This is a genomic window from Erythrobacter epiphyticus (assembly GCF_034653295.1).
Taxonomy (GTDB): domain Bacteria; phylum Pseudomonadota; class Alphaproteobacteria; order Sphingomonadales; family Sphingomonadaceae; genus Erythrobacter.
In genome coordinates, this window is the sequence record NZ_JAYEEU010000010.1 from 130,354 (window position 1) to 153,479 (window position 23,126).

A 23,126-nucleotide genomic window follows, 5' to 3' on the forward strand; every position below is an offset into this window, starting at 1 on the left:
GCTTGCACGAACGGTTCTCGACTTCGCTCGAACCGAACGGAAGAATTGATTCATGGCAAAAGCCGCCATCCTTGAACAACCGGGACAGGGCCTCACGATCAAGGAGGTTACCTATGCCGAACCCGGCCCGCACGAAGTCCTGATCGACACCAAGGCCTGCGGGCTGTGTCATTCGGACTTGCACTTCATCGATGGGCATTATCCGCACGCCCTGCCCTGCATTCCGGGGCACGAGGCGGCAGGCATCGTGCGCGCGGTCGGCTCGGAAGTGCGCACGGTGAAGCCGGGTGATCACGTGGTCTCCTGCCTCAGCGCCTTTTGCGGACATTGCGAATTCTGCGTCACCGGCCGCATGGCGCTGTGCCTTGGCGGCGACACCCGGCGCCAGAAGGGCGATGCCTCGCGCATCGCCTTTGCCGATGGCTCGCCGGTCAACCAGATGCTCAATCTTTCAGCACTTAGCGAACAGATGCTGATCCACGAACATGCCTGCGTGTCGATCGACAAGGCCATGCCATTCGATCGCGCCGCCCTGCTCGGCTGCGCGGTGACGACCGGGGCGGGCACGATCTTCAACGCCTGCAAGGTCACGCCGGGCGAGACCGTGCTCGTGGTCGGCTGCGGCGGGGTGGGCCTCGCCGCAATCAACGCGGCGAAAATCGCCGGTGCCGGCAAGATCATCGCCGCCGATCCGCTGCCTGAAAAGCGCGAGCTAGCCAAGGTGCTGGGCGCGACCCACACGGTCGACGCGCTGGCCGACGATGCCGCCAAGCAGATCATCGCGATTGCGGGCGGCGGGGTCGATTGGGGGATCGAGGCGGTGGGCCGTCAGGCTTCCGCCGATCTGGCGGTCGCTTCGCTCAAGCGCGGTGGCACGGCGGTGATCCTCGGCATGATGCCACTCGACTGCAAGGTCGGCCTCGGCGCGATGGATCTGCTCGGCGGGAAGAAGCTGATGGGCGCGATCATGGGGATGAACCACTTCCCCGTGGACCTTCCGCGCCTTGTCGACTTCTACCTGCGCGGGCTGCTCGATCTCGACACGATCATCGCCGAGCGGATCACGCTCGATCAGGTGAACGAAGGCTTCAACACGATGCGCGCCGGGCACTCTGCGCGCACGGTGGTGGTGTTCGACTGATGCCCGAAACAAACGCAATCGATTTCGACAAGGAAATGGTCGGCACGGTCGCCGTGACCGAGAAGGACGCGCTCGACCTCGCTTCGCTGACCCGCTGGTTCGAGGCCCATGTCGAAGGCTTCCAAGGCCCGATCAGCTACACCAAGTTCAAGGGCGGCCAGTCGAACCCGACCTACCGGATCGACACGCCCGGCGCCTCCTACGTGCTGCGCCGCCAGCCTTTCGGCAAGCTGCTCCCGTCGGCCCACGCGGTCGACCGCGAATATGCGGCGATGACCGGGCTCTACCCCACCGGCTTCCCCGTCCCGCGCACCTTTGGCCTGTGCGAGAATGTGGACGTGATCGGCTCCAAGTTCTTCGTGATGAGCATGGCCGATGGCCGCTCGCTGTGGAACGGCGCGCTCCCCGGCATGGAGCCTGACGATCGCCGCGCGCTCTACCACGCGCTGATCGACACCATGGCCGATCTTCACCGCCACAAGCCCGACGCAATCGGGCTGGGCGATTACGGCAAGCCGACCGATTATTGCGCGCGCCAGATCACCCGCTGGACCAAGCAATACAAGCTCTCCGAAACCGAGCTGATGCCCAAGATGGAGCGGCTGATTGCCTGGCTGCCCGAAACCATCCCGCCGCAGCACCATTCCAGCGTGGTGCACGGCGATTACCGGCTCGACAATGTGATCTTTCACAAAACCGAACCCCGCATCATTGCGGTGCTCGATTGGGAGCTGTCGACACTGGGCGATCCGATTGCCGATTTCAGCTACCTCATGCTCAACTGGCACAACCCGGCCGATGGCCGTGCGGGCCTGCTGGGGCTTGATCTCGACGCGCTCGGCATCCCGTCGCAGGAAGAAGCCGTAGCGCGTTATGTGGCGCGCACCGGCTTTCCGGTGCCGCCGATGGACTGGTATTTCGCCTACAACCTGTTCCGGCTCGCCGGGATCATGCAGGGTATCAAGAAGCGCGTGATTGATGGCACCGCTTCCTCTGCCCATGCACAAGCGATGAGCGAACGGGTCGCCCCGCTGGTGGACCGGGCCTATGATTTTGCAAGAGCCGCCGGGATGCCTGCCTAAAATTTAGGCAGACCTGCGGGGTTTACGTATGCGTGCCAATTTTGCGCGCAGCACGCGCTTGCCGAGTGTCTCCGGCGCGGCTAGGCGCGCAGGCACCATTGCCCGCCGGAGAACCCGCATGACCGACAGCCTCATCACCGCCATCAACGCCGCTTGGGAAAACCGCACCGAGATCACGCCGGCGAGCAAAGACGTGGCTGAAGCGGTCGAACAGGCGCTCGCGCTGCTCGACAGCGGCAAGGCGCGCGTGGCTGAACCCGATGGCCAGGGCGGCTGGCAGGTCAACCAGTGGCTCAAGAAGGCGGTGCTGCTGTCCTTCCGGCTCAACGATAATGCGGTGATGCCGGGCGGCTGCGCCTCGGCCCCGGCGTTCGACAAGGTGCCGCTCAAGTTTGCCGGATGGGATGAGGGCGCGTTTCGCGAGGCCGGTTTCCGCGCGGTGCCGGGCGCGGTGGTGCGGCGCGGCGCCTTCATCGCCAAGGGGGCGGTGCTGATGCCGAGCTTCGTCAACATCGGCGCCTATGTGGGCGAAGGCACCATGGTTGATACCTGGGCGACGGTTGGTTCCTGCGCGCAGATCGGCAAGAATGTCCACCTCTCGGGCGGCGCGGGGATCGGCGGCGTGCTCGAACCGCTTCAGGCCGGGCCGGTGATCATCGGCGATGGCGCTTTCATCGGCGCGCGCGCCGAAGTCGCAGAAGGGGTACGCGTCGGCGAATGCGCGGTGCTGTCGATGGGCGTCTATCTCGGCGCATCGACCAAGATCGTCGACCGCGCGACGGGCAAGGTCTACATGGGCGAAGTGCCACCCTATGCGGTGGTCGTCCCCGGCTCACTCCCCGGCAAGCCGCTGCCCGATGGCACGCCGGGGCCGAGCCTCTACTGCGCGGTGATCGTCAAGACTGTCGATGCACAGACCCGTTCCAAGACCGGGATCAACGAGCTGCTGCGGGACTGATCGAGCCGCCGATCACACTCTCGATCGGGGGCTGATCGGCGACACTGCGCGCATAGGCTTCGGCGGCACGCATCACCCGCATGATGTTGCGGCTGGCAATCAGTTCGAGTTCGACCTGCGAATAGCCGCGCCGCGCCAATTCGGTGAACAGCGCGGGATAGCCGCTGACATCCTCCATCCCCACCGGGCCTGACGGCATGCCGTCATAATCGCCGCCGATGCCGATATGCTCGATCCCCGCGACCTTGCGGATGTGATCAATGTGATCGGCCACGTCGGTCAACTGGCTTTTGGGTTCGGGATTGGCAGCGAGCCATGCTTTGAAAGCCGCATCGGCCGCTGCGGGATTGCCGAGGTGTTCAACCCGCAGCCGCGCGATCTCGCCCGTGCGGCGCGCGTCCCACTGGCGCAAGGTCTCGTTGATGAAGCGCGGCAGCGCCACCACCATCACCACCCCGCCATTTTCGGGCAGGCGGGCGAGCACGCTGTCGGGCACATTGCGCGCGTGGCCGGCCACCGCCCGCGCGCCCGAATGGCTAAAGATCACCGGTGCGCGCGCTACGTCCAGCGCATCATGCATCACCTTTTCGCTGACATGGCTGAGATCCACCAGCATGCCGATGCGGTTCATCTCGCGCACCACATCCTTGCCGAAATCGGTCAGACCATTGTGCTTGGGGGCATCGGTCGCGGCATCGGCCCAGGGGGTGTTGCTGTTGTGGGTGAGCGTCATATAGCGTGCGCCCATCGCGTAGAACTGGCGCAGCACGCCAAGGTTCGAGCCGATCGAATAGCCCCCCTCCATGCCGATGAGCGAAGCGATCCGCCCTTCTGCCATCGCGCCCTCAACCTGCTCGGCGGTTTCGGCATAGCGCATGTCGGCAGGATAGCGCGCGATCAGGCGCTTGGTGACATCGATCTGCTCGATGGTCTGCTGCACGGCCGCCGCTTCGTCATTATTGTGCGGCACATAGACCGACCAGAACTGCGCCCCGACCTTGCCGGCTTTCAGCCGGGTGAGATCGGTGTGCATCGCGCCGCCCCCGGTCGCCGGATCAGCGGTGTTGAGCGTGTTGGTGAAATCGACATCATTGATCTGGTTGTTGAAGCGCGAGCGCAGCTGGCCGGGGGCATCATTGTGCCCGTCGAACACCGGGGCAGCTTCCAGCGCGGCGCGCGCGGTGGCGGCAGCCTGTTCCTCGCTGATGCGCTGCGCCCCGGCGGGGGCTGCCAGCACCAGCGCGAGAGTGAAGGCCAGGGCGGCGCGCGGGCGGATGGCTTGCATGACGATCGAAACTCCCGGTAAGGCGGCACAAACGCCGCGGAAAGGCACGAATTGCGATGAAACCGAGCGATAGCGCGCAAACCCTCATCGAACAATTGGGCCTTTCGCCCCACCCGGAAGGCGGGTGGTACCGCGAGACATGGCGCGCCCCTGCCGCAGACGAGACGCGCGCGGGCGGCACCGCGATCCTGTTCCTGCTCAAGGCGAGCGAAGCCTCGCATTGGCACCGTGTTGACGCCGATGAATTGTGGCTGTGGCAGGGCGGCGATCCGCTCGCCTTGCGGATTGCGCTGCGCGATGCCGGGCCTGCCGAGACGATCCTGCTGGGCGGCGATATCGCGGCGGGCGAGCGTTTGCAGGGTCTTGTCCCCAAGGGTGCATGGCAGGCCACCCGGCCTGCGGGCACGGGTGATGCGGGCTATTCGCTGGTGTCGTGCATCGTCGTGCCCGGCTTCGAATTTGCCGGCTTCACACTGGCCCCGGCCGGTTGGGAACCGGGGGCGGCACTGTGATGCGCGCCGCGGCCCGTCCCATCCTGCGCTGGGTGCTTGCGCTGTTCTACGCGCTGGCGGGAGTGATCCACCTCGTCCGGCCGGCGCCCTTCCTCACGATCATGCCGTCTTTCGTGCCCGCGCCCGAGGCGGTGGTGCTGCTGACCGGAGTAGCGGAAATCGCGGGTGCGCTGGGACTGATCCAGCCGTTTTCCGCGCGTTTGCGGCGCTGGGCGGGTTGGGGCCTTGCGCTCTATGCGCTATGTGTCTGGCCCGCCAATATCAATCATTTCATCATCGATATGGCCCGCGCGGACGGCGGGCTGGGGCTTGGCTATCACATCCCGCGGATGTTCGCGCAGCCTGCGATTATCGGGCTTGCGCTGTGGGTGGGGGATTGCCTGCCGCTGCGCCGCCGCGCGCCTGCGGCATGAACGCCGAGGACGCGATCCTCGCTGTCCTTGCCCGGCGCGCAGCGGGTGCAACCGCCTGCCCGAGCGAGGCAGCCCGCTATCTCGCGGGCCCGCAAGGGGATTGGCGCGCGCAGATGGATACCGTCCATAGCGCCGTGGATGCGCTCGTCCAAGCGGGCGCCATCACGCTTAGCTGGAAGGGCGTTCCCATGCAAAAGCGGCGCGGACCCAACCGGATCGCGCGCCGCTGATGCGTGGAGAACGGCACGGACGCCTTGCAGCGCCCGTCACGCTCAGCTCAGATGCTTGGAGACGGCAGCCGTCATCTTGAACATCGAGATCTGATCCTTGCCGATCACCGCGCCGAGCTTGGCATCGGGATTGATCTGGCGCTTGTCCTTGGTGTCCTGCAGGCCATTGGCCTTGATGTATTCCCACACCTTCGAGGTCACTTCGGCGCGGGTCATCGGACCCTTGCCAATCACCGCCTCGAGGTCGGCAGACAGTTGCACTGGCTTTTGCAGTGCATTGGTTTTCGTAGCCATGGTATTCTCCCTACTTGTACGAAATCTTATAGCAAATCCTCATCATCCTCCCAGTCATCCTCGGATGAGCCGGTGAAAGGTGCATAGAGCAACGCGCAGGCGGTGACATTCCCCTCCAGCGCGGCGATGAGATCGGCGCGGCTTGCTCCCGGCATCAGAATGAGCGGGAGTTCGCTTGCAAAAATCTGGAACACAAAATGCTTCTGCTCGCCCGCGGCGGGCGCGGGCAGGAGCCAGTCGGAATTGCCGCGCGCGTTCTTGCCGGTGCGCGGCGGAACTTCGCCTTCGAGCAGTTTGCCGCGTTGTCCGGCGAGCCCCCACACCAACCAGTGGCAGGCCGGTTCGGCCGCGGTGGTCGAAGTTTCCTCGACAATGACGATGAGCTCTTGCGCGCCAGCGGGCGGTGCGCTCCATTCGAGCGGCGGGGCAACCGCGTCCTCTTCCTCGGCGGTAAAGCTGGGATCGAGTTCTTCGCCCGCCCGGAAAGCCGGGCTGGTGAGTGCAAATCCGCCGCGCGCGAAAGTGGCGGCCGAACCCAACCGCGCAATCGCCAATCCGGCATGACGCGCAACGGGCGGCAAGGCGGCGGCGAGAAACGCCGGAAAATCAGGCATGATTCTGTCCGTTCATACCCACAGTGCTAGTCCCAAGCCGCGCCCGAGACGAGAGAGGAGAGGCGCTTTTGTGCCGGTTTCTGCGGAAAACTGCGCAGTTCGGCACAAAAAATGCCTTGGAGAGAAGAATTTTTCTCCTCTCTGCTGCATGATGCGCTTGCGCCCGGCATTGCTCTTGGGCATCATCAAGATATTGGAAACACGCAATTTCCAACTCCCGTCCTCCTGTATGAATCACTTTCCCCCGGAGCTGGCAAAAACATGAAGATTGCACGCCTTTCTGATCCCCGGGCGCTGGTTTCCGCGCTCGCCCTTGCTTTGGTCGCCTGCGGCGGTGGCGATGGTTCGGGTTCCGGCAGTACGCCGCCGATCGCTACACCCAGCCCCAGCCCCAGCCCCACTCCGACACCCAGCCCGACCCCGACTTCGACGGCCTGTTCGCTGCGCTCGCAGCAGGATGCCGTCAACGCCCTGCTCAACGAATGGTATCTCTTCCCCAATCTGCTGGCCAATGTGAACCCGGCGGACTTCACCACGCTGCAAAGCTTCATTGATGCGCGTGTGGCCCCGGCGCGCGCCCAGAACCGCGACCGCGGCTTCACCTTTGCGACCTCGATCGCCGAAGAAACCGCTCTCATCCAAAGCGGATCGAGCGCCGGTTTCGGCGTGCGGCTTGGCTTTGATTCCTCGGCCGGACGGCTGTTTGTGGTCGAAGGCTATGAAGGTTCGCCAGGCTTTGCGGCCGGGCTTGATCGCGGGACCGAAATCCTTGCGATCGGCACCACCTCGGCCAATCTGCAAACCGTGGCCAGCCTGTTTGCCTCGGGCGGCGCACAAGCGGTCTCGAACGCCTTGGGGCCGAATGATGCGGGCGTCACCCGCGTGCTGCAATTCCGGCCGCGCGGCGGCACCGTGACCGAGCGCAGCATCACCAAGGCCGATTTCGCGCTTGATCCGGTCTCGGATCGTTATGGCGCGCTCGTGCTCAACAATGGCGGCACGCGCGTCGGCTATCTCAACCTGCGCACCTTCATTGTCGAGGATGCCCAGCGCCAGATGCGCGAAGCCTTTGGCCAGTTCCGCAGCCAGGGCGTGACCCAGATCATCGTCGACCTGCGCTATAATGGCGGGGGTCTGACATCGAGCGCGGATATCCTTGGCGACCTGCTCAGCGCTGGGCGGGTCGGGCAATTGTGGGCCCGGGTCGTGTGGCGTCCGGAAAAGGAAGCGCAGAACCGTTCGCGCAACACCCTGGCTGAACCCAATGCCATCAATCCTACCCGCATCGCCTTCATCACCACCGGCGCTTCGGCCTCGGCCAGCGAAATCGTGATCAACTCGCTGCTTCCCTACGTGGGCAACAACATCGCGCTGATCGGCACCAACACCTTCGGCAAGCCGGTGGGTCAGGCCGCTTTCGATTTCGCGCAATGCGATCTGCGGGTGCGCCCGGTCAGCTTCCAGACGGTCGATGCCAATGGCCGCGGCGATTACTTCAATGGCCTCGCCAGCATCATGCCCAACACCTGCCGCGCCAATGATGATATCAGCGCGCCGCTGGGCGATCCGAACGAGGCTTCGATCCGCACCGCGCTCGATTTCCTTGCCGGGCGGACCTGTACCCCGATTGTCAGCAGCACGGGTGCGATGTGGGAAATGCAGCAGAGCCGCGACATGCTGATGTCACGCGCGCCGAGCGCGGCCCAGATCGAACTGCCCGGTCTGTTCTGATCCAACGGCCCGAAGGGGTGGCTTCACATCCCTTCGGGCACCGTGGCGAAGGCAGGGATATTGCCCAGTTCCACCCAGTCCTGCTTGCTTTTGGTATAGCAGTGGCAAGCCGGGTTGAGCCCGGTGGTGTCATCCAGCGTGCCCGCTTTGATGAAGAGCATGCCCGGCGGGCTTTCGATCCGCGAGAACACCGGCGAGCCGCAGGTGTTGCAGAGCTGGCGCTGCACCGTCGCGCCGCTATCGCCCTTGTCGAGATAGGTCGTCAGCGCGCCGGTCACTTCCACCGCGCCTTCGGGCACACCAATGATGATCGACAGCGCGCTGCCCGCCTGCCGCTAGCAATTCTTGCAGTGGCAGGTGACGCATAACAGCGGCTCGGCGTGGAAGGCGTTGCGGATCTTGCCGCACAGGCAGCCCCCGGTGTGACTCATGATCTTTCCCCCCTTCCCTTCGCGCGTCTCAGGGTGCGGCGTCGCCGGTGAAGCCCTGCTTGTCGGTATAGCCGCACCCGTTGAGGTTATCTTCGCCCAGCTTGACCGTGGCGGTGAAGGGATAGCTGCGATCGCTCATCCCGTCGCTGCATGCGCCCGGGGTGACGGTGATGGCGACATCGGCCCCCGCCAGCTTGCCGGAAAAGCCCAGCCCGCTGTTGCCGGCAAAGCGGCTGACCTCGAACACGCTGCCATCAGGATTATCCGGGGTGGTGTAGGTGGCGACGCTTTTGTCGATCGTCATGCCCCAGAAGGGTTCGGTGCCCGACAGGGTGATGATCTCATCGGCAGCAATGCCATCGAACGGCTTGGTCTGTTCGGTCGTCGCGCCGTCATCGGCCTGGGGCGCGCAGGCGGCCAGCAAGGCCGTGCACGCAAGCGCTGCGGTAAGAGCATGGATGGGCCGCGCTGGCAGTGGCATGGTAATGTCTCCCCTTCAGTCAGGGCGCCAATCTAGCGCCCCGCCAAGCCCTGTCACCCCCTTACAAGCGACGCTGGAACCACTCGCCATGGCAGCGGTTTCAAGCCCCATGCACTGCGAACCGACCCGCGCCGCCGGTCTTGCCCGGCTTGCCGAATTCCTGCCTCGTGCCGGCCGCTTCTACAGCGAGCATCGCAACAGCGATGAAGGGGGCGGGGATACGCCGCGGCGCCATGTCTCGCACTTATCGCCGTGGCTCCATGCCGGGCTGCTCGGCGAAGCCGAGGTGGTGGATGCGGTGCTCGGCCAGCATTCGCCGCGTGCTGCCGAAAAGTTCATCGCCGAGGTGTTCTGGCGGGTCTATTTCAAGGGCTATCTCGAACAGCGGCCTTCGATCTGGGCGAGCTATCGCGCCGGGCGTGACCGCGCGCTGGCCGCGCTCGAAGCCAATGCCGGGCTGCGTACCGCCTATGCGCAGGCGACCGAGGGACGCACCGGGATCGCGGCCTTCGATCACTGGGCGCACGAGTTGGTCGAAACCGGCTATCTGCACAACCATGCGCGGATGTGGTTTGCCAGCATCTGGATCTTCACCTTGCGGCTTGATTGGCACCTCGGCGCTGATTTCTTCCTGAAGCATCTGATCGATGGGGATGCCGCCTCGAACACCTTGTCGTGGCGCTGGGTCGGCGGGCTGCACACCAAGGGCAAGCACTACCTTGCACGGGCCGACAATATTGCGCGCTACACCGCGCAGCACCCGCAAGGGCCGCTGGCCGCGCCGGGCTTGGCCGACGATGCCGCACCGCTCGAAGAGCCGGCCGATCATCAGCGGGTAGCGCTCGATTTGCCGGGGCCGATCAGTGCTGCCGATCTGAGCGAGCCTTTCGCCCTGCTGCTGCATGACGAGGCGGCCCATGCCGCGCCGCTCGACCTGCCGGGCGTGCCCGCGCTGGTGATCGGGGCGACGCGATCGGGCGCGCGCTCGCCAGGCGGAGCTGCACCGCGCGCGCAGGCCTTTGCCCATGGCGCGGTGGCAAGCGGGGTTGCCGAGGCAAGCACCCGATACGGCTGCGCCGCGGCGACCTGGCCCTCGGGCATGCATCTTGCGGATATGCTGGCGTGCCAGAACATCGCGCGGATCGCGGTACCCTATCTTCCGCAAGGCTGGACGCGCGACCAGTTGTGGCCGGAACTTGCCGCCTTCGCCGCGCAGGGCCGGATCGTCACCATCCTGCCCGCGCTGTCGCGGGCGACCTGGCCGCATGCCCGCGCCGGATTTTTCGGCGTGAGCAAGCAGATCGAGACCGTGCTCGGCGCTTGCGGGATCACCGGCAGCGTGCTCGCCGCCGGCTAGCCCGCCCGCGCGATCAGATCACCTTGTCAGGCGAGGGATCGTGGCGGTGGCGCTCGGCCTTGCCGAACACCCGTTCCAGCCGTTCCGCCATGGTGCCCGCTGCAATCCGCGCCGCGGCATCGACATCGGCCGCCTTGCTGGTCACGCTGATCGGCCTGCCGCCACGCGGCCGGGCCTCGATCATGCAATGCTTGTCATCCGCACCGTGCTTGCGCCCGTTGACATCGGTGACGTGGACTTCGACCCGGGTCAGCCGGTCTTCGAACCGCGCAAGGCGGTGACGCACCTGATTTTCGATGCGGGCAGCGACCTCCTCGGTTCCCATCACCGAAGAATCGGTGTTGAACTGGAATTGCAGCATGCTCATGGGCGTGTCTCCTCTCTTATGATTTTCTGTTGCCCAAGAGGAATATGGGCAGCCCGCCCTCCGGTTTCCAGCGAAATCGGATGAGCCGGATGGCACGCAGGCTGAAGCTAGACGGCAGCCTCGGCAGCGCGGCGTTCGGCGCGTTCGCGATCCGCCTTGACGCGCCCTTCGGCAGCGTTGCGCGCCAGTTCGGCCAGCCCGCGCCAGCTCTTTTCCGAGCGCAATTCGCGCTGGCGGACATTATCGAGCGTCGCGGCATGCGCGAGCGCCTGCGCTTCGTCGGCCCGCTCGCTGCAAAATTCATAGGTGTGAAGCATGATGCGCGGGCCTTTGGATGGGAGAGAGAGGAAAATCCGGGTGAGGCAGTATTCTCGTCACAACAGGCGGGAAGCGCACGGCCCGAGGCGCACGCGCTTCCCATCCCGATGCGGAATTACCCTGCCGAAGACAGGTTGATCGCGCTTTCCTTGCCATTACGACCCTTTTCGAGATCGTAATTGAGGCGCTGATCCTTATCGAGCGAGTGCATGCCCGCTGCCTGCACGGCAGTGATGTGCACGAAGCTATCGGGCGAGCCATCATCCGGCTGGATGAAGCCATAGCCCTTGTCGGAATTGAAGAATTTGACGGTGCCAGTCTTGGCCATGATGCGTTCCTTTCAAGAACGAGTGGGTTGCCCACCAACGACATGCGGGTGGGACGTGCGTCGTATCGTCCGATGAAAGGAAGTCGTCGTCTGGTTAACGCCGGGGCCGGGTGGCACGGAAGCCAAGGGGCAAGCGGCGAGGCGCAAATTTCGAAGTCCGTCGCAAATTTCGACGTCAGCGGCACAGTATGTAGCACAGCTTTGCCCGATGACCTAATCGTGCCCGCAAGGCCCGGTTTGCGGGGCGGTGGGGGAGCGGGTGCCGAACGCCCGTCTTGCCCCTTCGGCGCGGTTCGGACGCGGCGGTTGCGCGCGAGTCGTCCAAAGCGCTGATGCCGCGCGCGTTCAGCCAAGCCGCCTCCAGGCTTTCTGTTGGAGACAATTGAGACACTGTCTTGGACAGAAAAACCTGCCTTCCGACAGGATCGGTGGGCGCGCCGGACGCGGTGCGGGGCGAGCGAGGGGTGTGGGCGCGGGTCATCGTGGGAGGATGATGCAGGGTGGGGGTGTAGGAAAGGGGGGTTAAGGCTCAAGCTCGAGAGGGTATTCGTCGTAGGTTTTGCCGTGCAATTCCCGCCCCGTCGCCTTCTTGTTGCGACCGCCCCACTGCTTGAAAAAGAATGCAACGTCATCGCGACGGCAGATTTCAAAAAGGCGTTCGACCCATGCCGCTTCCATAAATCGGGCACGAGGCCCGGATTCTCCCCCAACAATCGCCCAATGAATGCCGCGCAAGTCGACCTCGTTAATCGGACCGATCAAGGGTTCGAAGGAAACGAAAAGCGTAGACTGCTTGATTGCCCGCAAGTGGGCAATCCGTTCGACAACTTCGTCACTCTCAACTGATGTTCCGACCCATATGTGGGTTTGCGGCTGGATCAGGCCAAGCGCGAAAAGATCGGCCATGCGATCCGGTCGTTTGGTCAAAACTTGAAAATGGTGCTGCGGACAGGCCAGCATCACATCCCAGACGCGTTTGATGAATGCATCCGGCACATCGGCATGGAACAGGTCCGACATGGAATTGACGAAAATGCGCTTCGGCTTCCGCCATTCAAGCGGCGCGGAAAGGCTGCCCTCGTCTAAGTTCACCTTGCCGGTCCAAACGTATCGACCGCCGCTTTTGCGGGTAGTGCCTAGATATTTGGGATGGCTCATGGCTTCGAGACGCGCTGCCATCCGCATGGCGTAACAATTGGTGCATCCGGCAGACGCGACACTGCACCCCGCAACCGGGTTCCAGGTGACGTCCGTCCATTCGATGTCTGATTGGCTGCCCATTACTTGAGAACCGCCTTGGCAAGCTTGGCTGCCAACTCCGCTTTCGGTTCGGGGTTCGCCCAAGCAAACATAAGAGAAAAATAATGAACCCCGTTCTTACCGAGAGGCAAGGTTTTGTCCAATACACGCCCACCGAACGCACTCGCGAGCCTCTCTTTCGCGAACATCTCAAAGGCGTGGATATCCATGGCCCGCTTGGTCTTGAAACGCTCAGCTTCGAAGAGGTCGTTTGCCACAGGCTCAACCTTTACAGCACCGTCGCGCCACGCCGTTGTACCCAACGCTGCGTCAACCCTAGGTCCACCATCCGGGTTTATCTCGCCGTCGCCAGACACTTGACGGTACATGGCGAAAACGGGAACCAGATACCACAGATCGATCGCGCGAGTTTGAGCCAGAATCTCCAGGGTCTCGAATCTAATCTGCAAGCCGAAGGGATCGAGGAAAACCACAGCTCGGGTTTCTCTCCAATCGTAGGACGCAGCCATCTGTCGAAGCATGTCGTTCGCATCAAGGTTCGTCGTCGTGATGCGGTCTTTTAGGTGTGCAAACCGGCCGTCAATTGCCTCCATTAATGACTGTACGTTCTTGCGATCTAGATCGTTGAAAAGGTATCGATGAAATGGCGGATTGATGGATAGGGCCCTAAGGGCTGACCCAATCACGATCTGATCGCTATCAAGAACGGGTCTGCCGAATCCTTCCAGCGCCTGCTGTGCATCCTCTGCCTCTGCCTTCGTGGCGGACTTCGGAATAGATGCACCAGAGCCAGCACATGCATCGACATAAAGCAGCTTGAACTTGTCGTTCAGAGCTGTGGCATAGGGTTTCAAGTATCGCTCAACCGTCTGAAGCTTCTGCTTCGTGTACTCGTCTCCAAATGACTGCGCGACCATAGCCCACCCCCTTCGAGCAGAGGGACAACGATACTGAAAAATGCAATAAATTCAATTCTTTTTGGATCAAGCGCGCCTGCCCCTCCACCACCCTGCGGGTGGTTCCTCCTTCGTCCAGCTCAAGACAGGCCTCCCTTGGGGAGGATTGACCATAGCCCCCTTTCCCAAGGGGGCAGCGAAGCTGACGCGCAGCGTCAACGGGTTAGGGATGGGGGTTCGGCCTCCAATCCCTTGCTCTCCCCACTCGGCGTGGAGAGCCCACCCCCTCCCCCTCCCAGCGGGGAGGGGAGAAAAAGGGCGCGACCCGGCGCTGCCGCTTGGCCTTTTGGCGGCTTGGCGCGAAACTGTCCAAAGCACAGCGCACGCAGCAGGGCACGTCCCCCTCTGCGTCTCCCTTGTTTCTCTGCGTCTCTGCGTGAACCCGCCCCGGCGCGGGTAAGCGCCAGCGCCTCGCATCAGCCGCGCCTGCCCGGACGCGTGGAGCCCCCACCCCTACCCCTCCCCGCGGGGAGGGGAGATCAGGGGCTCTGCACATACGGCTGTGAGCCCACATCCCCGCCCCTTCCCCTCGGGGAAGGGACAAGCAGGCCTTACGGCGTGTAACCACCCCCAACCCCCTCCTTTGAAACGGAGGGGGCTAAAGGTGCGCCTCAATCGTGCTCGCGGTCGCCCGCACCGACGTAGAGCTGGTTGCCGACTTCGCGGAACTTGGCGCTCATTTCCGCCATCCCCTTCTCAGCCTCGGCCTCGCTGGCGACAAAGGTTTCGATCCCGGCGTTCTGCTTGGCGGCGAAGTCGCGCACTTCCTGCGTGATCTTCATCGAGCAGAACTTGGGCCCGCACATCGAGCAGAAATGCGCCGACTTCGCGCCTTCGGCAGGCAGCGTCTGGTCGTGGTATTGCTCGGCGGTTTCGGGATCCAATGACAGGTTGAACTGGTCGCGCCAGCGGAACTCGAAGCGGGCTTTCGACAGCGCATCGTCACGCACCTGTGCGGCCGGGTGGCCCTTGGCCAAGTCGGCGGCGTGGGCGGCGAGCTTGTAGGTCACCACGCCGACCTTCACATCGTCCCGGTCAGGCAGGCCGAGGTGCTCCTTGGGCGTGACGTAGCAGAGCATCGCGGTGCCATACCACCCGATCTGCGCCGCGCCGATGCCGCTGGTGATGTGGTCATATCCCGGCGCGATATCGGTGACGAGCGGCCCGAGGGTGTAGAACGGCGCCTCGCCGCAGGCTTCGAGCTGCTTTTCCATGTTCTGCTTGATCTTGTGCATCGGCACGTGACCGGGGCCTTCGATCATCACCTGCACGTCCTGTTCCCAGGCGCGCTTGGTGAGTTCGCCCAGCGTGTAGAGCTCGGCGAACTGGGCTTCGTCATTGGCGTCGCGGATTGAGCCGGGGCGCAACCCGTCGCCCAGCGAATAGGCGATGTCATAGGCCTTCATGATCTCGGTGATCTCGTCGAAGTGCTCGTAGAGGAAGGACTCCTTGTGGTGGGCGAGGCACCACTTCGCCATGATCGATCCGCCGCGGCTGACGATCCCGGTGACGCGCTTGGCGGTGAGCGGGATGTAGGGCAGGCGCACGCCGGCGTGGATCGTGAAGTAGTCGACGCCCTGTTCGGCCTGCTCGATCAGCGTGTCGCGGAAGATCTCCCAGGTCAGCTCCTCGGCGATGCCGCCGACCTTCTCGAGCGCCTGATAGATCGGCACGGTGCCGATCGGCACGGGCGAGTTGCGGATAATCCATTCGCGGGTGTCGTGAATGTTGCGCCCGGTCGAGAGGTCCATGATCGTGTCCGCGCCCCAGCGGGTCGCCCAGACCATCTTGTCGACTTCCTGCGCGACGTCGCTCGCCACGGCGGAATTGCCGATATTGGCGTTGATCTTGACGAGGAAGTTGCGCCCGATGGCCATCGGCTCGGACTCGGGGTGGTTGATGTTGGAGGGGATGATCGCCCGGCCGCGCGCGACTTCGGAGCGGACGAATTCGGGGGTGATGACGTCCGGGATCTCGGCGCCCCAGCTTTCGCCATCGCGGATCAGGTCTTTCGCGATTTCGCGCCCGAGGTTCTCGCGCTCGGCGACGTATTCCATCTCGGGCGTGATGATCCCGCGCCGGGCATAGTGCATTTGCGTGACGTTCATCCCCGCCTTGGCGCGCAAGGGACGCTTGACGACGTTGGGGAAGCCCGGGACGCCGCCCGAACGATCCGGGCCGAGCTGGCCGTTATCCTCGGGCTTGACCTCGCGGCCCTGATAATCCTCGACATCGCCGCGCGCCATGATCCATTCGCGGCGCAGCGGGGCGAGCCCGGCGTTGATGTCGATATGGGCGTTGGGGTCGGTGTAGGGGCCGGAGGTGTCGTAGACCCGCACGCTCGGCTCGCCGCCCTCCAGATCGATCTCGCGCATCGCGACGCGAATGCCACTGCCGGTGCGCGCGCCCACATAGACCTTGCGGCTGCCACGGATCGGGCCAGTGGTGACGCCAATCTCGACGGGGCTGTTGATGTCGGCCATATCTGCTCTCTCTCCAAAGACGGAGGACAAGCGGACCTGTGGCACGTACGACCAGCCCACTCCCTCCGCCGATGCTAATCGGTTCAGGTTCGACGGGTCGGGCAGAGCTCACCTGCCCCTCTCAGCCATGAAGCAGGCTCCCCGGGGATAGCGACGGGATTAGAAGGTTTCGCGGAGGGTGTCGAGAGGCGGTGTGGCGCTATTCGATCACGCGCCCGCGCACCATCACGAAGCCGACGTCTTCCAGCACGGTCACATCGGCAAGCGGGTTGCCGTCGACCGCGATGATATCCGCCGAATAGCCGGGCGCGAGCTTGCCGATCTGGCTCTCCATCCCCAGCACCTTCGCCGCGACGGTGGTGGCGCTGGCGAGCACGTCGCGGTCGCTCATGCCCTGCTTCTTCATCAGGCCGAGTTCCTCGCCATTGCGGCCATGCTGGTACACGCCTGCATCGGTGCCAAAGGCTACGGTGACGCCATACTGGCGCGCGCGACTGACCAGCGAGGCCATCAGCGGTTGCACGGCGCGGATCTTGTCCTCGACCACGGGGGTATAGACGCCCTTGCCGAGCCCCTCGGAAACCCCCTCCAGCGCCATCAGCGTCGGCACCAGCACGGTGCCGTTGGCCTTCATCGCCCTGGCCGCGGCTTCATCGAGATAGGTGCCATGCTCGATCGAATCGATCCCGGCCTCGGCCGCCTGCTGGATGCCGCGCGCGCCATGGGCATGGGCCATGACCTTGAGGCCGAGCGAGTGCGCGGTGTCGGCAATCGCCTTCATTTCGGCGGGGGTGAAGTGCGCTTCGAGGCCCCGGCCCTGCTGGCTGAGGACGCCGCCGGTCGCGGTGATCTTGATGACATCCGCGCCGTTCTGGCTGGCGAGCCGCACCTTGGCGGCACATTCGACCGTGCCGGTGCAGGTGAAGCCGGAATCAAGCAACTCGTTCACCTCCGAACGAAAACCGTTAACGTCGCCATGGCCGCCGATGATCGCCAGCGCCGGACCAGCGGCGACGATGCGCGGCCCCGGCACCAGCCCTTCGGCGGTGCCGCGCCGCAACGAAAAGGCGGTGTCGCGTCCGCTGCCCGCTTCGCGCACCGTGGTGAAGCCTGCCAGCGCGGTGAGGCGCGCGTTCTTGGCACCCACGACCACGCCCCATTCGTCAGGCTCGGTCGCTTCTTTCCAGAAATCGCCGCCGGGATCGCCGGTCAGGTGGGTATGGAGGTCAATCAGGCCGGGCAGCACGGTCTTGCCTTTGAGATCAATCTCACGGTCGGCATTCACGGCGCCATGGCCGGGGGTGATGGCTGCAATCTTGCCATCGGTGACAAGGATGGTGGTGGGGCCCATCGGCTCGCTTGCCGCATCGGTGATCACGCTGCCGGCGCGGATCGCCACGGTTTCCGCCCAGGCCTGCGCGCTCACCAAAGCCGCCGCCGCAGCGCCCAGCGCGCCAAAATGTCTGATCCAGTGTGTCATGAATAGTTTCCCCTCTGCCGCGTCACGATGCGCGCTTGCCCGCGCGCTGGCAAGCCTGCTTGTGCCCGCATCCGCCCTGCCCCGCGGATTTGCCTTTCGCGCCGTGGCCGGTATGGAACGGCCAGCTTAACCATCCGTGCCAACCCCCATGACAAGGGATTTTTGCAAATCATGAACCGGCCCGTTTTTGCCGCCGCCCTGCTTGCTTCCGTCTCGCTCGCCGCCTCGGCCGCGCATGCCCGCCCGATGACGCCCGAAGATGTCGCGCGCCTCCAGAGCATCGGCACCATGGCCGTTGCGCCCGATGGCAGCCGCGTTGCCTTCACCACCGCTGCCTTGCCCGATGTCACCAAGGGCGAAAAGGACGGCACCACCCGGCAAGTGCTCAAGATCGCCGCCGCGCCCGATGCGGCGCGCGCCTTCCTGCCCGAAGACATCAATCCCGGCAGCATCGCCTTCTCCCCCGATGGCACCATGGTCACCTTCCTTTGGGCCAAGCCCGATGAAAAGCGCAGCGTGTGGGGCGTGCCGGTGGATGGCGGGGCCTATCGCAAGCTGGCGGGCCTCAAAGACAGCAACGTGCGCGCCTACCGCGTCAGCCCCGATGGCAGCATGGTCTACATGCTCACCGATGCTGCGCTCGATGATCAGCGCGATACGCAGGCCAAGGCCGGGTTCGATGCCCGCGTCTATGAAGAAGAGCTGACCATGGCGCGCATGTTCGCCGCGCGCATCGGGGCCGAAATCGACCCTTCGCCGAGCCAGATCGCGGTGCCGGGCCATGTCAGCGCTTTCCGCCTGACCCCCGATGGCAAGGCCGCGATCATCGAGACCGCGCCGACCCCGCTGGTCGATGACAGCTACACCTCGAAGCGGGTCAATGTGTTCGATCTCGCCAGCGGCAAGGTGCGCGCGGTGGTGGAAACCTTGGGCAAGATCGATGATGTCGAGATTTCGCCCGATGGCAAGCAGCTCTCGCTGATTGCCGGGGTCGATCAGTACGATCCCGCCCCCACCACGCTCCATCTGGTGGATGTGGCCACGGGCACGTTTCGCGCGCTCAACGCCGAAGCGGCCGAGGCGACCGTGGATGCCGAGTGGCTGGCGGATGGCCGCCTCGCCGCGATCATCCACAAGGGTGTGCAGTCGCGGCTGCGCATCTACAACGCCGATGGCAGTGTGGCGGAAGAGCATGATCCGGGCGAGCTGATCCTGACAGCGATCGACGCCGGTGGCAGCCGGATCGTGGTGGCCGCCAATGCGCCCCAGCACCCGACAGAGCTGTTCAACTTCACCGGCGGCAGGTTCGAACGTTGGACGCGCCACAATCCGTGGCTGTCGGAAGTCACCTTCGGCAAGCAGCGCGCCTACAGCTTCACCGCGCGCGACGGTCAAAAGATTGAAGGCGTGCTGATCGAGCCGGTCGGCGGTATCCCGCGCAAGGGCGGTGTGCCCACCATCATGAATGTCCATGGCGGGCCCGAAGCGCATGAAAGCAATGGCTGGCAAACCGCCTATTCCAAGCCGGGGCAGGTCGCCGCGGCCAAGGGCTATGCCGTGTTCCTGCCCAATTACCGCGGCTCGACCGGCTACGGGGTTGCTTTCGCCAAGCAGCATCAGGGCGATTACGGCGGCAAGGAATTTGACGATATCGTCGATGCCAAGCGCGCGCTGGTGGCCGACGGGATCACCGATGCCGCGCGCACCGGGATCACTGGCGGATCCTATGGCGGCTACGCCAGCGCATGGGGCGCGACCTATTATTCGGCGGAATATGCGGCGAGCGTGATGTTCGTGGGCATTTCGAACAACCTGTCGAAATTCGGCACCACCGACATTCCGAACGAGATGTATCTCGTCCACGAGCGCAAGTGGCCGTGGGAGGAATGGGATCACCTGCTTGATCGCAGCCCGATCTTCCATGTCGACAAGGCGACCACGCCGATCCTGATCATGCATGGCGACAGCGATCCGCGGGTGCACCCGTCGCAATCGCTGGAGCTTTATCGCAATATCAAGACCCGCAAGCCTGCGGTGCCGCTGCGGCTGGTGTTCTATCCCGGCGAAGGCCACGGCAATAACCGCGCCGCCAGCCGCTATGATTACAATCTGCGGATGATGGAGTGGTTCGACACCTATCTCAAGACCGGCAACCGCAGCGCCGCGATGCCCGCACCGCGGCCGCAGCTTGCCGAAGGGGCTAAGGGCGCAAAGCCCGTCGCCAAGGGCAAGTAAGCATCGGCGCCGGTCGGTTGGCAGCCAGCCGACCGGCGCTTTCTTTCATCTTGCGTTCATGCGCTTAATGTTCTGTTCGGGAAGCACTTTTGCTCTCCGGGAGACTTGCATGCTCCGCTCCGCCCTTGCCGCGCTTGCCGTGCTCGCCGTGCTCGCACTGCCGCTTGCTACGGTCCATGCCCAGACAGCACCGCCGCAGCCGCAGGTGACCTTCCGGCTCGACACACTGACCGACCCCGCCATCAACAAAGCGATCAAGGAGGGCGTAATCGATGTGACGCAGGGGGGTGAAATCATCGTTCAGGGGACCACCGAAAAGGAAATCCGCAATTTCGTCTGGCGTAGCATGACATCGATGAGCCGATCATGCCGGTTCTCCAACATCTGCGGGCGCACGGTGCCGGTGCGCAGTGCCCCGGTGTGTCTCGGCTTTGACAATATCAATGCCGAGCTCGAATCCCAGCTGCGCCAGCGGATCGCCGAAAATCTGAGCGCCGTCGGAACTGAACTGGCGCCGTCCGGCTGCCAGGTAAACGCCGCGGTCGCCTTTCCGCGCGATGCCCATGCCTTCATGCGCTGGCTCAACAGCAACAAGCGCCAGGTTTTCGGTGCGATGTACGAACCCGAACGCCGACGCCATGTGCGTCCGCGCCGCATGGCCTATAACTGGCATTACGTCCCCGAAAAGGCGATGATGCGGGAAAATCAGCGTTCTGGTGGAGAGTTGGCTGATCTCTGGGTGCAGTCGCAAATTCTGTTCAATGCTCTTGGTAATGCCGCCACTCCGCTTTCGCGCGAGCTGCGTACGGATACCATCTCGCATAGCTTCACCGTGATCCAGGCGAGCGCGATTGACGGCATCAGCCCGACACAATTGGCGGATTATATCACCATGCATGCGCTGGTGATGTTCGAACCCGGTGTGCGCGACGGAGTGCCGCAAGGCTCGATCCTGCGCCTGTTTGACGACAAGGGCGCGAACGTGGCGGCCGCCGAAGAAATGTCGACGGTGGATCGCGTTGTCCTGAGCACGCTCTATCGCAGCGGGCGCAGCTTCTTCAACGCCGGGCTGATCCGCGCTGAGATTGCCCGCGCTGCGATGAAGCAAGAACCCTAGGGCGCGGAAACAACAAGGTTCACCCCGCGTTCAGTGTCACTCTGGCTTTCGCCGCAGCAATACCCTCTCCCCCGGAGTCCCCCGCATGATCCGCCCTGCCCTGTTGTCGCTCGCCGCACTGCTCGCGCCGCTGTCTGCGCCGAGCAGCGCTGAAACCAGCACTGCGGAGACCATCGCCGAGGAGCCCGCCGGCGAGATTGTCGTCGAAGGCCAGACCGAAAAGCAGGTGCGCGAATTCCTGTGGCGCACGATCACCCCCGTCAGCGGGCGCAAAGTCGCGCGCCGCGACGATCCGCTGTGCATCACCTTCGACAATATTGATGCCAACCTCGAAGGTCAGCTGCGGGCCCGGATCGCTGAGAACCTCACCGCCATCGGCAGCACGTTGCAAGCGCCCGGCTGCACGCCGAATGCAACCGTCGCCTTCCCGCGCAGCGCCTCGGCCTTTGTGGGGTGGCTCCGGAAGAACCAGCCGCAGGTGTTCGGCGCGCTTTATGGCGCCGAACTGCGTCGTTTCGTCCGCACCCCGCGTGTCGCCTATACGTGGCATTACCTCCCGGAAAAAGCCGATCAGCTGGAACGCCAGCGTAACAATTCGGTCGCCTTTGTCCGGGCTGACGAGGCGGCTGGCGGGCTCGCGGGGCAAATGGGCACGCCTGCGATCTCGCACAGCTTCACCGTGATCGAAGCGGCGGCGATCGAAGGGCTGACGATCAACCAGCTTGCCGATTACATAACCGTCCAGGCGCTGGTGATGCTCGAACCCGAGGTGCGTGACGAAGTCCCGCAAGGCTCGATCTTGCGCTTGTTCGACACCAAGGGGGCTAACCCCGCCGCGCCCGAAGAGATGTCGCAGGTCGATCGCGTGCTGCTTGGCGTGCTCTATCGCGAAGGACGCGGCTCGTTCTCGCCCAATGCGATCCGCGCCGAAGTCGCCCGCGAACTGGCCAAAGGCGCCCGCGAATAGGTCGCAGGTCTCAGAAAGTGTACCCCAGCCCCACGCCCAGCTGGAACTGATCGGGCCTGCCGCGCAGGCGCGTGAAAGGCGTATTCGCCCCATCGCCAAGCATCCGGGCATAGCCACCCAGCGCGAAGATATTGAACCCGCCGTTGAGCGCGTTGCCATCGAGGTCAATGGCGAGTGTCAACGCCGTTCCCAGCCGGTTGGCACCGCCGCGCGCGTTGAACACCGGCAGGCCGCTGGCCGCGCTCTGCGCCGGGGTCACGGTCTGGTAATAGCGCGCGAAATTATCATCGACGATTTCGAGCGCCGTGCTCCATTGCACCAGCGTGCCCAGGCTGAGCGGGGTGAGATAGGCGACCGTTGGCTCGATCACCTGTCCCTTGTGCGCCCCCAGCACATCCCAGCGGATCGCGGTGCCGACAGTGAGCGAGTCGTTGGGATTGAGCAGCGCGGGGAACGTCACCCCTGCCGCCACGCCAAGCTCAAGCGCGGTGTCGAGGCGGCCCGAGGCTTCGACCACCGGATCGCGGCTGTCGACTGCGCGCTCGACCCGGAACCGGAAGGTCGGCCCCAGCGAGAATTGCGGCGCCTTGCTTTGCTGCAACACGCTGGGCTGGGGCGAGAGCACATCAAAATTCACCCCCGCGCCTGACGGGCGAAACCCAACCCCGCCAAGCCGCCCGGTGAAAAGCGGCAGGGGAAAGGCAACGTAATCATCCGATCCGGCATAGCTCGGGATCAGGCCGACCCCGACCCCGACATTGATCCAGTTGTCATCAAACACCGAATCCATGCCTTCGGGCGGGCCGCCCTGACGCTTGGCAGGCGTGGCCTCCTGCACGGCCTGCGCCAGATCGAAGGCCGTGGTTGCCGCATCATCACGGGCCGCATCTTCGGCTCCGCTCGCCCAGGCAGGCGATGCCAGCATCACGGCCATGGCCGCAGTCCATTGGCGGGGGATTTTCATCGGCATCCTTCCTGCTCAACTCCTTGCTATACGGCTGACCAGCCTATTGTTTCCTGACCTGACGTGGCAAGCCAGGCACAGGCGCACCCGTCTTGCGCACAGAACGGCCAGACGTGCCCGGC

At 64.2% G+C, this 23,126-nt stretch carries 23 protein-coding genes, 1 pseudogene and 1 riboswitch; of the genes and pseudogenes, 11 read left to right on the forward strand and 13 right to left on the reverse strand.

The genetic code is table 11. The annotated features are described in order from the left end of the window. Positions 1-52: 52 nt before the first annotated feature. The 3 genes from SOQ14_RS13840 to dapD all read left to right on the forward strand — a co-directional run bounded on the left by SOQ14_RS13840 (position 53) and on the right by dapD (position 3,181). Entirely contained in the window at positions 53-1,141 is a 1,089-nt protein-coding gene (locus tag SOQ14_RS13840; RefSeq protein WP_322898710.1) for a Zn-dependent alcohol dehydrogenase, read from the forward strand. Continuing rightward, positions 1,141-2,223 (forward strand): phosphotransferase family protein, encoded by a 1,083-nt coding sequence (locus tag SOQ14_RS13845; RefSeq protein WP_322898711.1) that lies wholly within the window; start codon positions 1,141-1,143, stop codon positions 2,221-2,223. The genes SOQ14_RS13840 and SOQ14_RS13845 overlap by 1 nt, the downstream gene beginning before the upstream one ends. A 118-nt stretch (positions 2,224-2,341) precedes the next feature. Further along, positions 2,342-3,181, forward strand: coding sequence for a 2,3,4,5-tetrahydropyridine-2,6-dicarboxylate N-succinyltransferase (gene dapD / locus SOQ14_RS13850; RefSeq protein ID WP_322898712.1), 840 nt, complete (start codon positions 2,342-2,344; stop codon positions 3,179-3,181). Here dapD and SOQ14_RS13855 read toward each other — a convergent pair. After that, positions 3,159-4,466, reverse strand: a complete 1,308-nt coding sequence (locus SOQ14_RS13855; RefSeq protein WP_322898713.1) for a dipeptidase — start codon at positions 4,464-4,466, stop codon at positions 3,159-3,161. The two genes, dapD and SOQ14_RS13855, sit on opposite strands and share 23 nt — an antisense overlap. A gap of 56 nt (positions 4,467-4,522) precedes the next feature. On the opposite strand from SOQ14_RS13855, the gene SOQ14_RS13860 reads away from it, so the two are divergent. Genes SOQ14_RS13860 through SOQ14_RS13870 form a run of 3 tightly spaced genes read left to right on the forward strand, consistent with a single transcriptional unit; the run spans position 4,523 to position 5,621 of the window. Beyond that, complete coding sequence (locus SOQ14_RS13860) at positions 4,523-4,978, forward strand: cupin domain-containing protein (RefSeq protein WP_322898715.1); 456 nt, start codon at positions 4,523-4,525, stop codon at positions 4,976-4,978. Continuing rightward, the gene (locus tag SOQ14_RS13865) at positions 4,978-5,391 is read left to right on the forward strand and encodes a DoxX family protein (RefSeq protein WP_322898716.1); all 414 of its coding nucleotides are present in this window, start codon (positions 4,978-4,980) and stop codon (positions 5,389-5,391) included. Before SOQ14_RS13860 ends, SOQ14_RS13865 begins: the two co-directional genes overlap by 1 nt. Beyond that, positions 5,388-5,621, forward strand: coding sequence for a DUF3253 domain-containing protein (locus SOQ14_RS13870; RefSeq protein ID WP_322898717.1), 234 nt, complete (start codon positions 5,388-5,390; stop codon positions 5,619-5,621). Before SOQ14_RS13865 ends, SOQ14_RS13870 begins: the two co-directional genes overlap by 4 nt. A 42-nt stretch (positions 5,622-5,663) precedes the next feature. On the opposite strand, the gene SOQ14_RS13875 is transcribed toward SOQ14_RS13870, so the two are convergent. Together SOQ14_RS13875 and SOQ14_RS13880 are read right to left on the reverse strand one after the other, a co-directional pair. Beyond that, entirely contained in the window at positions 5,664-5,915 is a 252-nt protein-coding gene (locus SOQ14_RS13875; protein WP_322898718.1) for an SWIB/MDM2 domain-containing protein, read from the reverse strand. Between the two features lie 26 nt (positions 5,916-5,941). Further along, positions 5,942-6,529, reverse strand: a complete 588-nt coding sequence (locus tag SOQ14_RS13880; RefSeq protein WP_322898719.1) for a YbhB/YbcL family Raf kinase inhibitor-like protein — start codon at positions 6,527-6,529, stop codon at positions 5,942-5,944. 261 nt (positions 6,530-6,790) lie between these two features. On the opposite strand from SOQ14_RS13880, the gene SOQ14_RS13885 reads away from it, so the two are divergent. Next, complete coding sequence (locus SOQ14_RS13885) at positions 6,791-8,260, forward strand: S41 family peptidase (RefSeq protein ID WP_322898720.1); 1,470 nt, start codon at positions 6,791-6,793, stop codon at positions 8,258-8,260. Between the two features lie 23 nt (positions 8,261-8,283). Here the strand turns inward: SOQ14_RS13885 and SOQ14_RS13890 are convergent. Both SOQ14_RS13890 and SOQ14_RS13895 read right to left on the reverse strand, forming a co-directional pair. Next, positions 8,284-8,583: pseudogene (locus tag SOQ14_RS13890) on the reverse strand (GFA family protein); the annotation flags it as partial. A gap of 136 nt (positions 8,584-8,719) precedes the next feature. Then, complete coding sequence (locus SOQ14_RS13895) at positions 8,720-9,172, reverse strand: COG3650 family protein (RefSeq protein WP_322898721.1); 453 nt, start codon at positions 9,170-9,172, stop codon at positions 8,720-8,722. Between the two features lie 109 nt (positions 9,173-9,281). Between SOQ14_RS13895 and SOQ14_RS13900 the strand changes: the two genes are divergently transcribed. Next, the gene (locus SOQ14_RS13900) at positions 9,282-10,529 is read left to right on the forward strand and encodes an FAD-binding domain-containing protein (protein ID WP_322898722.1); all 1,248 of its coding nucleotides are present in this window, start codon (positions 9,282-9,284) and stop codon (positions 10,527-10,529) included. Positions 10,530-10,542: 13 nt separating this feature from the next. On the opposite strand, the gene SOQ14_RS13905 is transcribed toward SOQ14_RS13900, so the two are convergent. From SOQ14_RS13905 to SOQ14_RS13935, 7 genes are all read right to left on the reverse strand, one after another. Beyond that, positions 10,543-10,896, reverse strand: a complete 354-nt coding sequence (locus tag SOQ14_RS13905; protein ID WP_322898723.1) for an HPF/RaiA family ribosome-associated protein — start codon at positions 10,894-10,896, stop codon at positions 10,543-10,545. A 107-nt stretch (positions 10,897-11,003) separates the two neighbouring features. Further along, positions 11,004-11,213 carry a hypothetical protein gene (locus SOQ14_RS13910; RefSeq protein WP_322898724.1) on the reverse strand — a complete coding sequence of 70 codons (210 nt, stop codon included), beginning with the start codon at positions 11,211-11,213 and terminating at the stop codon, positions 11,004-11,006. A 116-nt stretch (positions 11,214-11,329) separates the two neighbouring features. Then, positions 11,330-11,542: a cold-shock protein gene (locus tag SOQ14_RS13915; protein ID WP_322898725.1), complete on the reverse strand. Its 213-nt coding sequence runs from the start codon at positions 11,540-11,542 to the stop codon at positions 11,330-11,332. A 522-nt stretch (positions 11,543-12,064) separates the two neighbouring features. Continuing rightward, the gene (locus tag SOQ14_RS13920; protein ID WP_322898726.1) at positions 12,065-12,823 is read right to left on the reverse strand and encodes a DUF5131 family protein; all 759 of its coding nucleotides are present in this window, start codon (positions 12,821-12,823) and stop codon (positions 12,065-12,067) included. Further along, on the reverse strand, positions 12,823-13,719 hold the full coding sequence (tcmP, locus tag SOQ14_RS13925; RefSeq protein ID WP_322898727.1) for a three-Cys-motif partner protein TcmP: 897 nt from the start codon (positions 13,717-13,719) through the stop codon (positions 12,823-12,825). Before tcmP ends, SOQ14_RS13920 begins: the two co-directional genes overlap by 1 nt. 650 nt (positions 13,720-14,369) lie before the next feature. Continuing rightward, positions 14,370-16,241: a phosphomethylpyrimidine synthase ThiC gene (gene thiC / locus SOQ14_RS13930; protein ID WP_322898728.1), complete on the reverse strand. Its 1,872-nt coding sequence runs from the start codon at positions 16,239-16,241 to the stop codon at positions 14,370-14,372. Positions 16,242-16,283: 42 nt separating this feature from the next. Continuing rightward, a riboswitch (TPP riboswitch) is annotated at positions 16,284-16,395 on the reverse strand. Positions 16,396-16,440: 45 nt separating this feature from the next. Next, positions 16,441-17,721 (reverse strand): metal-dependent hydrolase family protein, encoded by a 1,281-nt coding sequence (locus SOQ14_RS13935; RefSeq protein WP_322898729.1) that lies wholly within the window; start codon positions 17,719-17,721, stop codon positions 16,441-16,443. Positions 17,722-17,892: 171 nt separating this feature from the next. Between SOQ14_RS13935 and SOQ14_RS13940 the strand changes: the two genes are divergently transcribed. The 3 genes from SOQ14_RS13940 (at position 17,893) to SOQ14_RS13950 (ending at position 22,040) form a co-directional block, all read left to right on the forward strand. After that, on the forward strand, positions 17,893-19,956 hold the full coding sequence (locus SOQ14_RS13940; protein WP_322898730.1) for a S9 family peptidase: 2,064 nt from the start codon (positions 17,893-17,895) through the stop codon (positions 19,954-19,956). Positions 19,957-20,065: 109 nt separating this feature from the next. Further along, positions 20,066-21,073, forward strand: coding sequence for a hypothetical protein (locus SOQ14_RS13945; protein WP_322898731.1), 1,008 nt, complete (start codon positions 20,066-20,068; stop codon positions 21,071-21,073). An 85-nt stretch (positions 21,074-21,158) separates the two neighbouring features. After that, positions 21,159-22,040: a hypothetical protein gene (locus SOQ14_RS13950; protein ID WP_322898732.1), complete on the forward strand. Its 882-nt coding sequence runs from the start codon at positions 21,159-21,161 to the stop codon at positions 22,038-22,040. 10 nt (positions 22,041-22,050) lie between these two features. Here the strand turns inward: SOQ14_RS13950 and SOQ14_RS13955 are convergent, their stop codons facing one another. Continuing rightward, complete coding sequence (locus SOQ14_RS13955) at positions 22,051-23,004, reverse strand: MipA/OmpV family protein (protein ID WP_322898733.1); 954 nt, start codon at positions 23,002-23,004, stop codon at positions 22,051-22,053. Positions 23,005-23,126 lie beyond the last annotated feature (122 nt).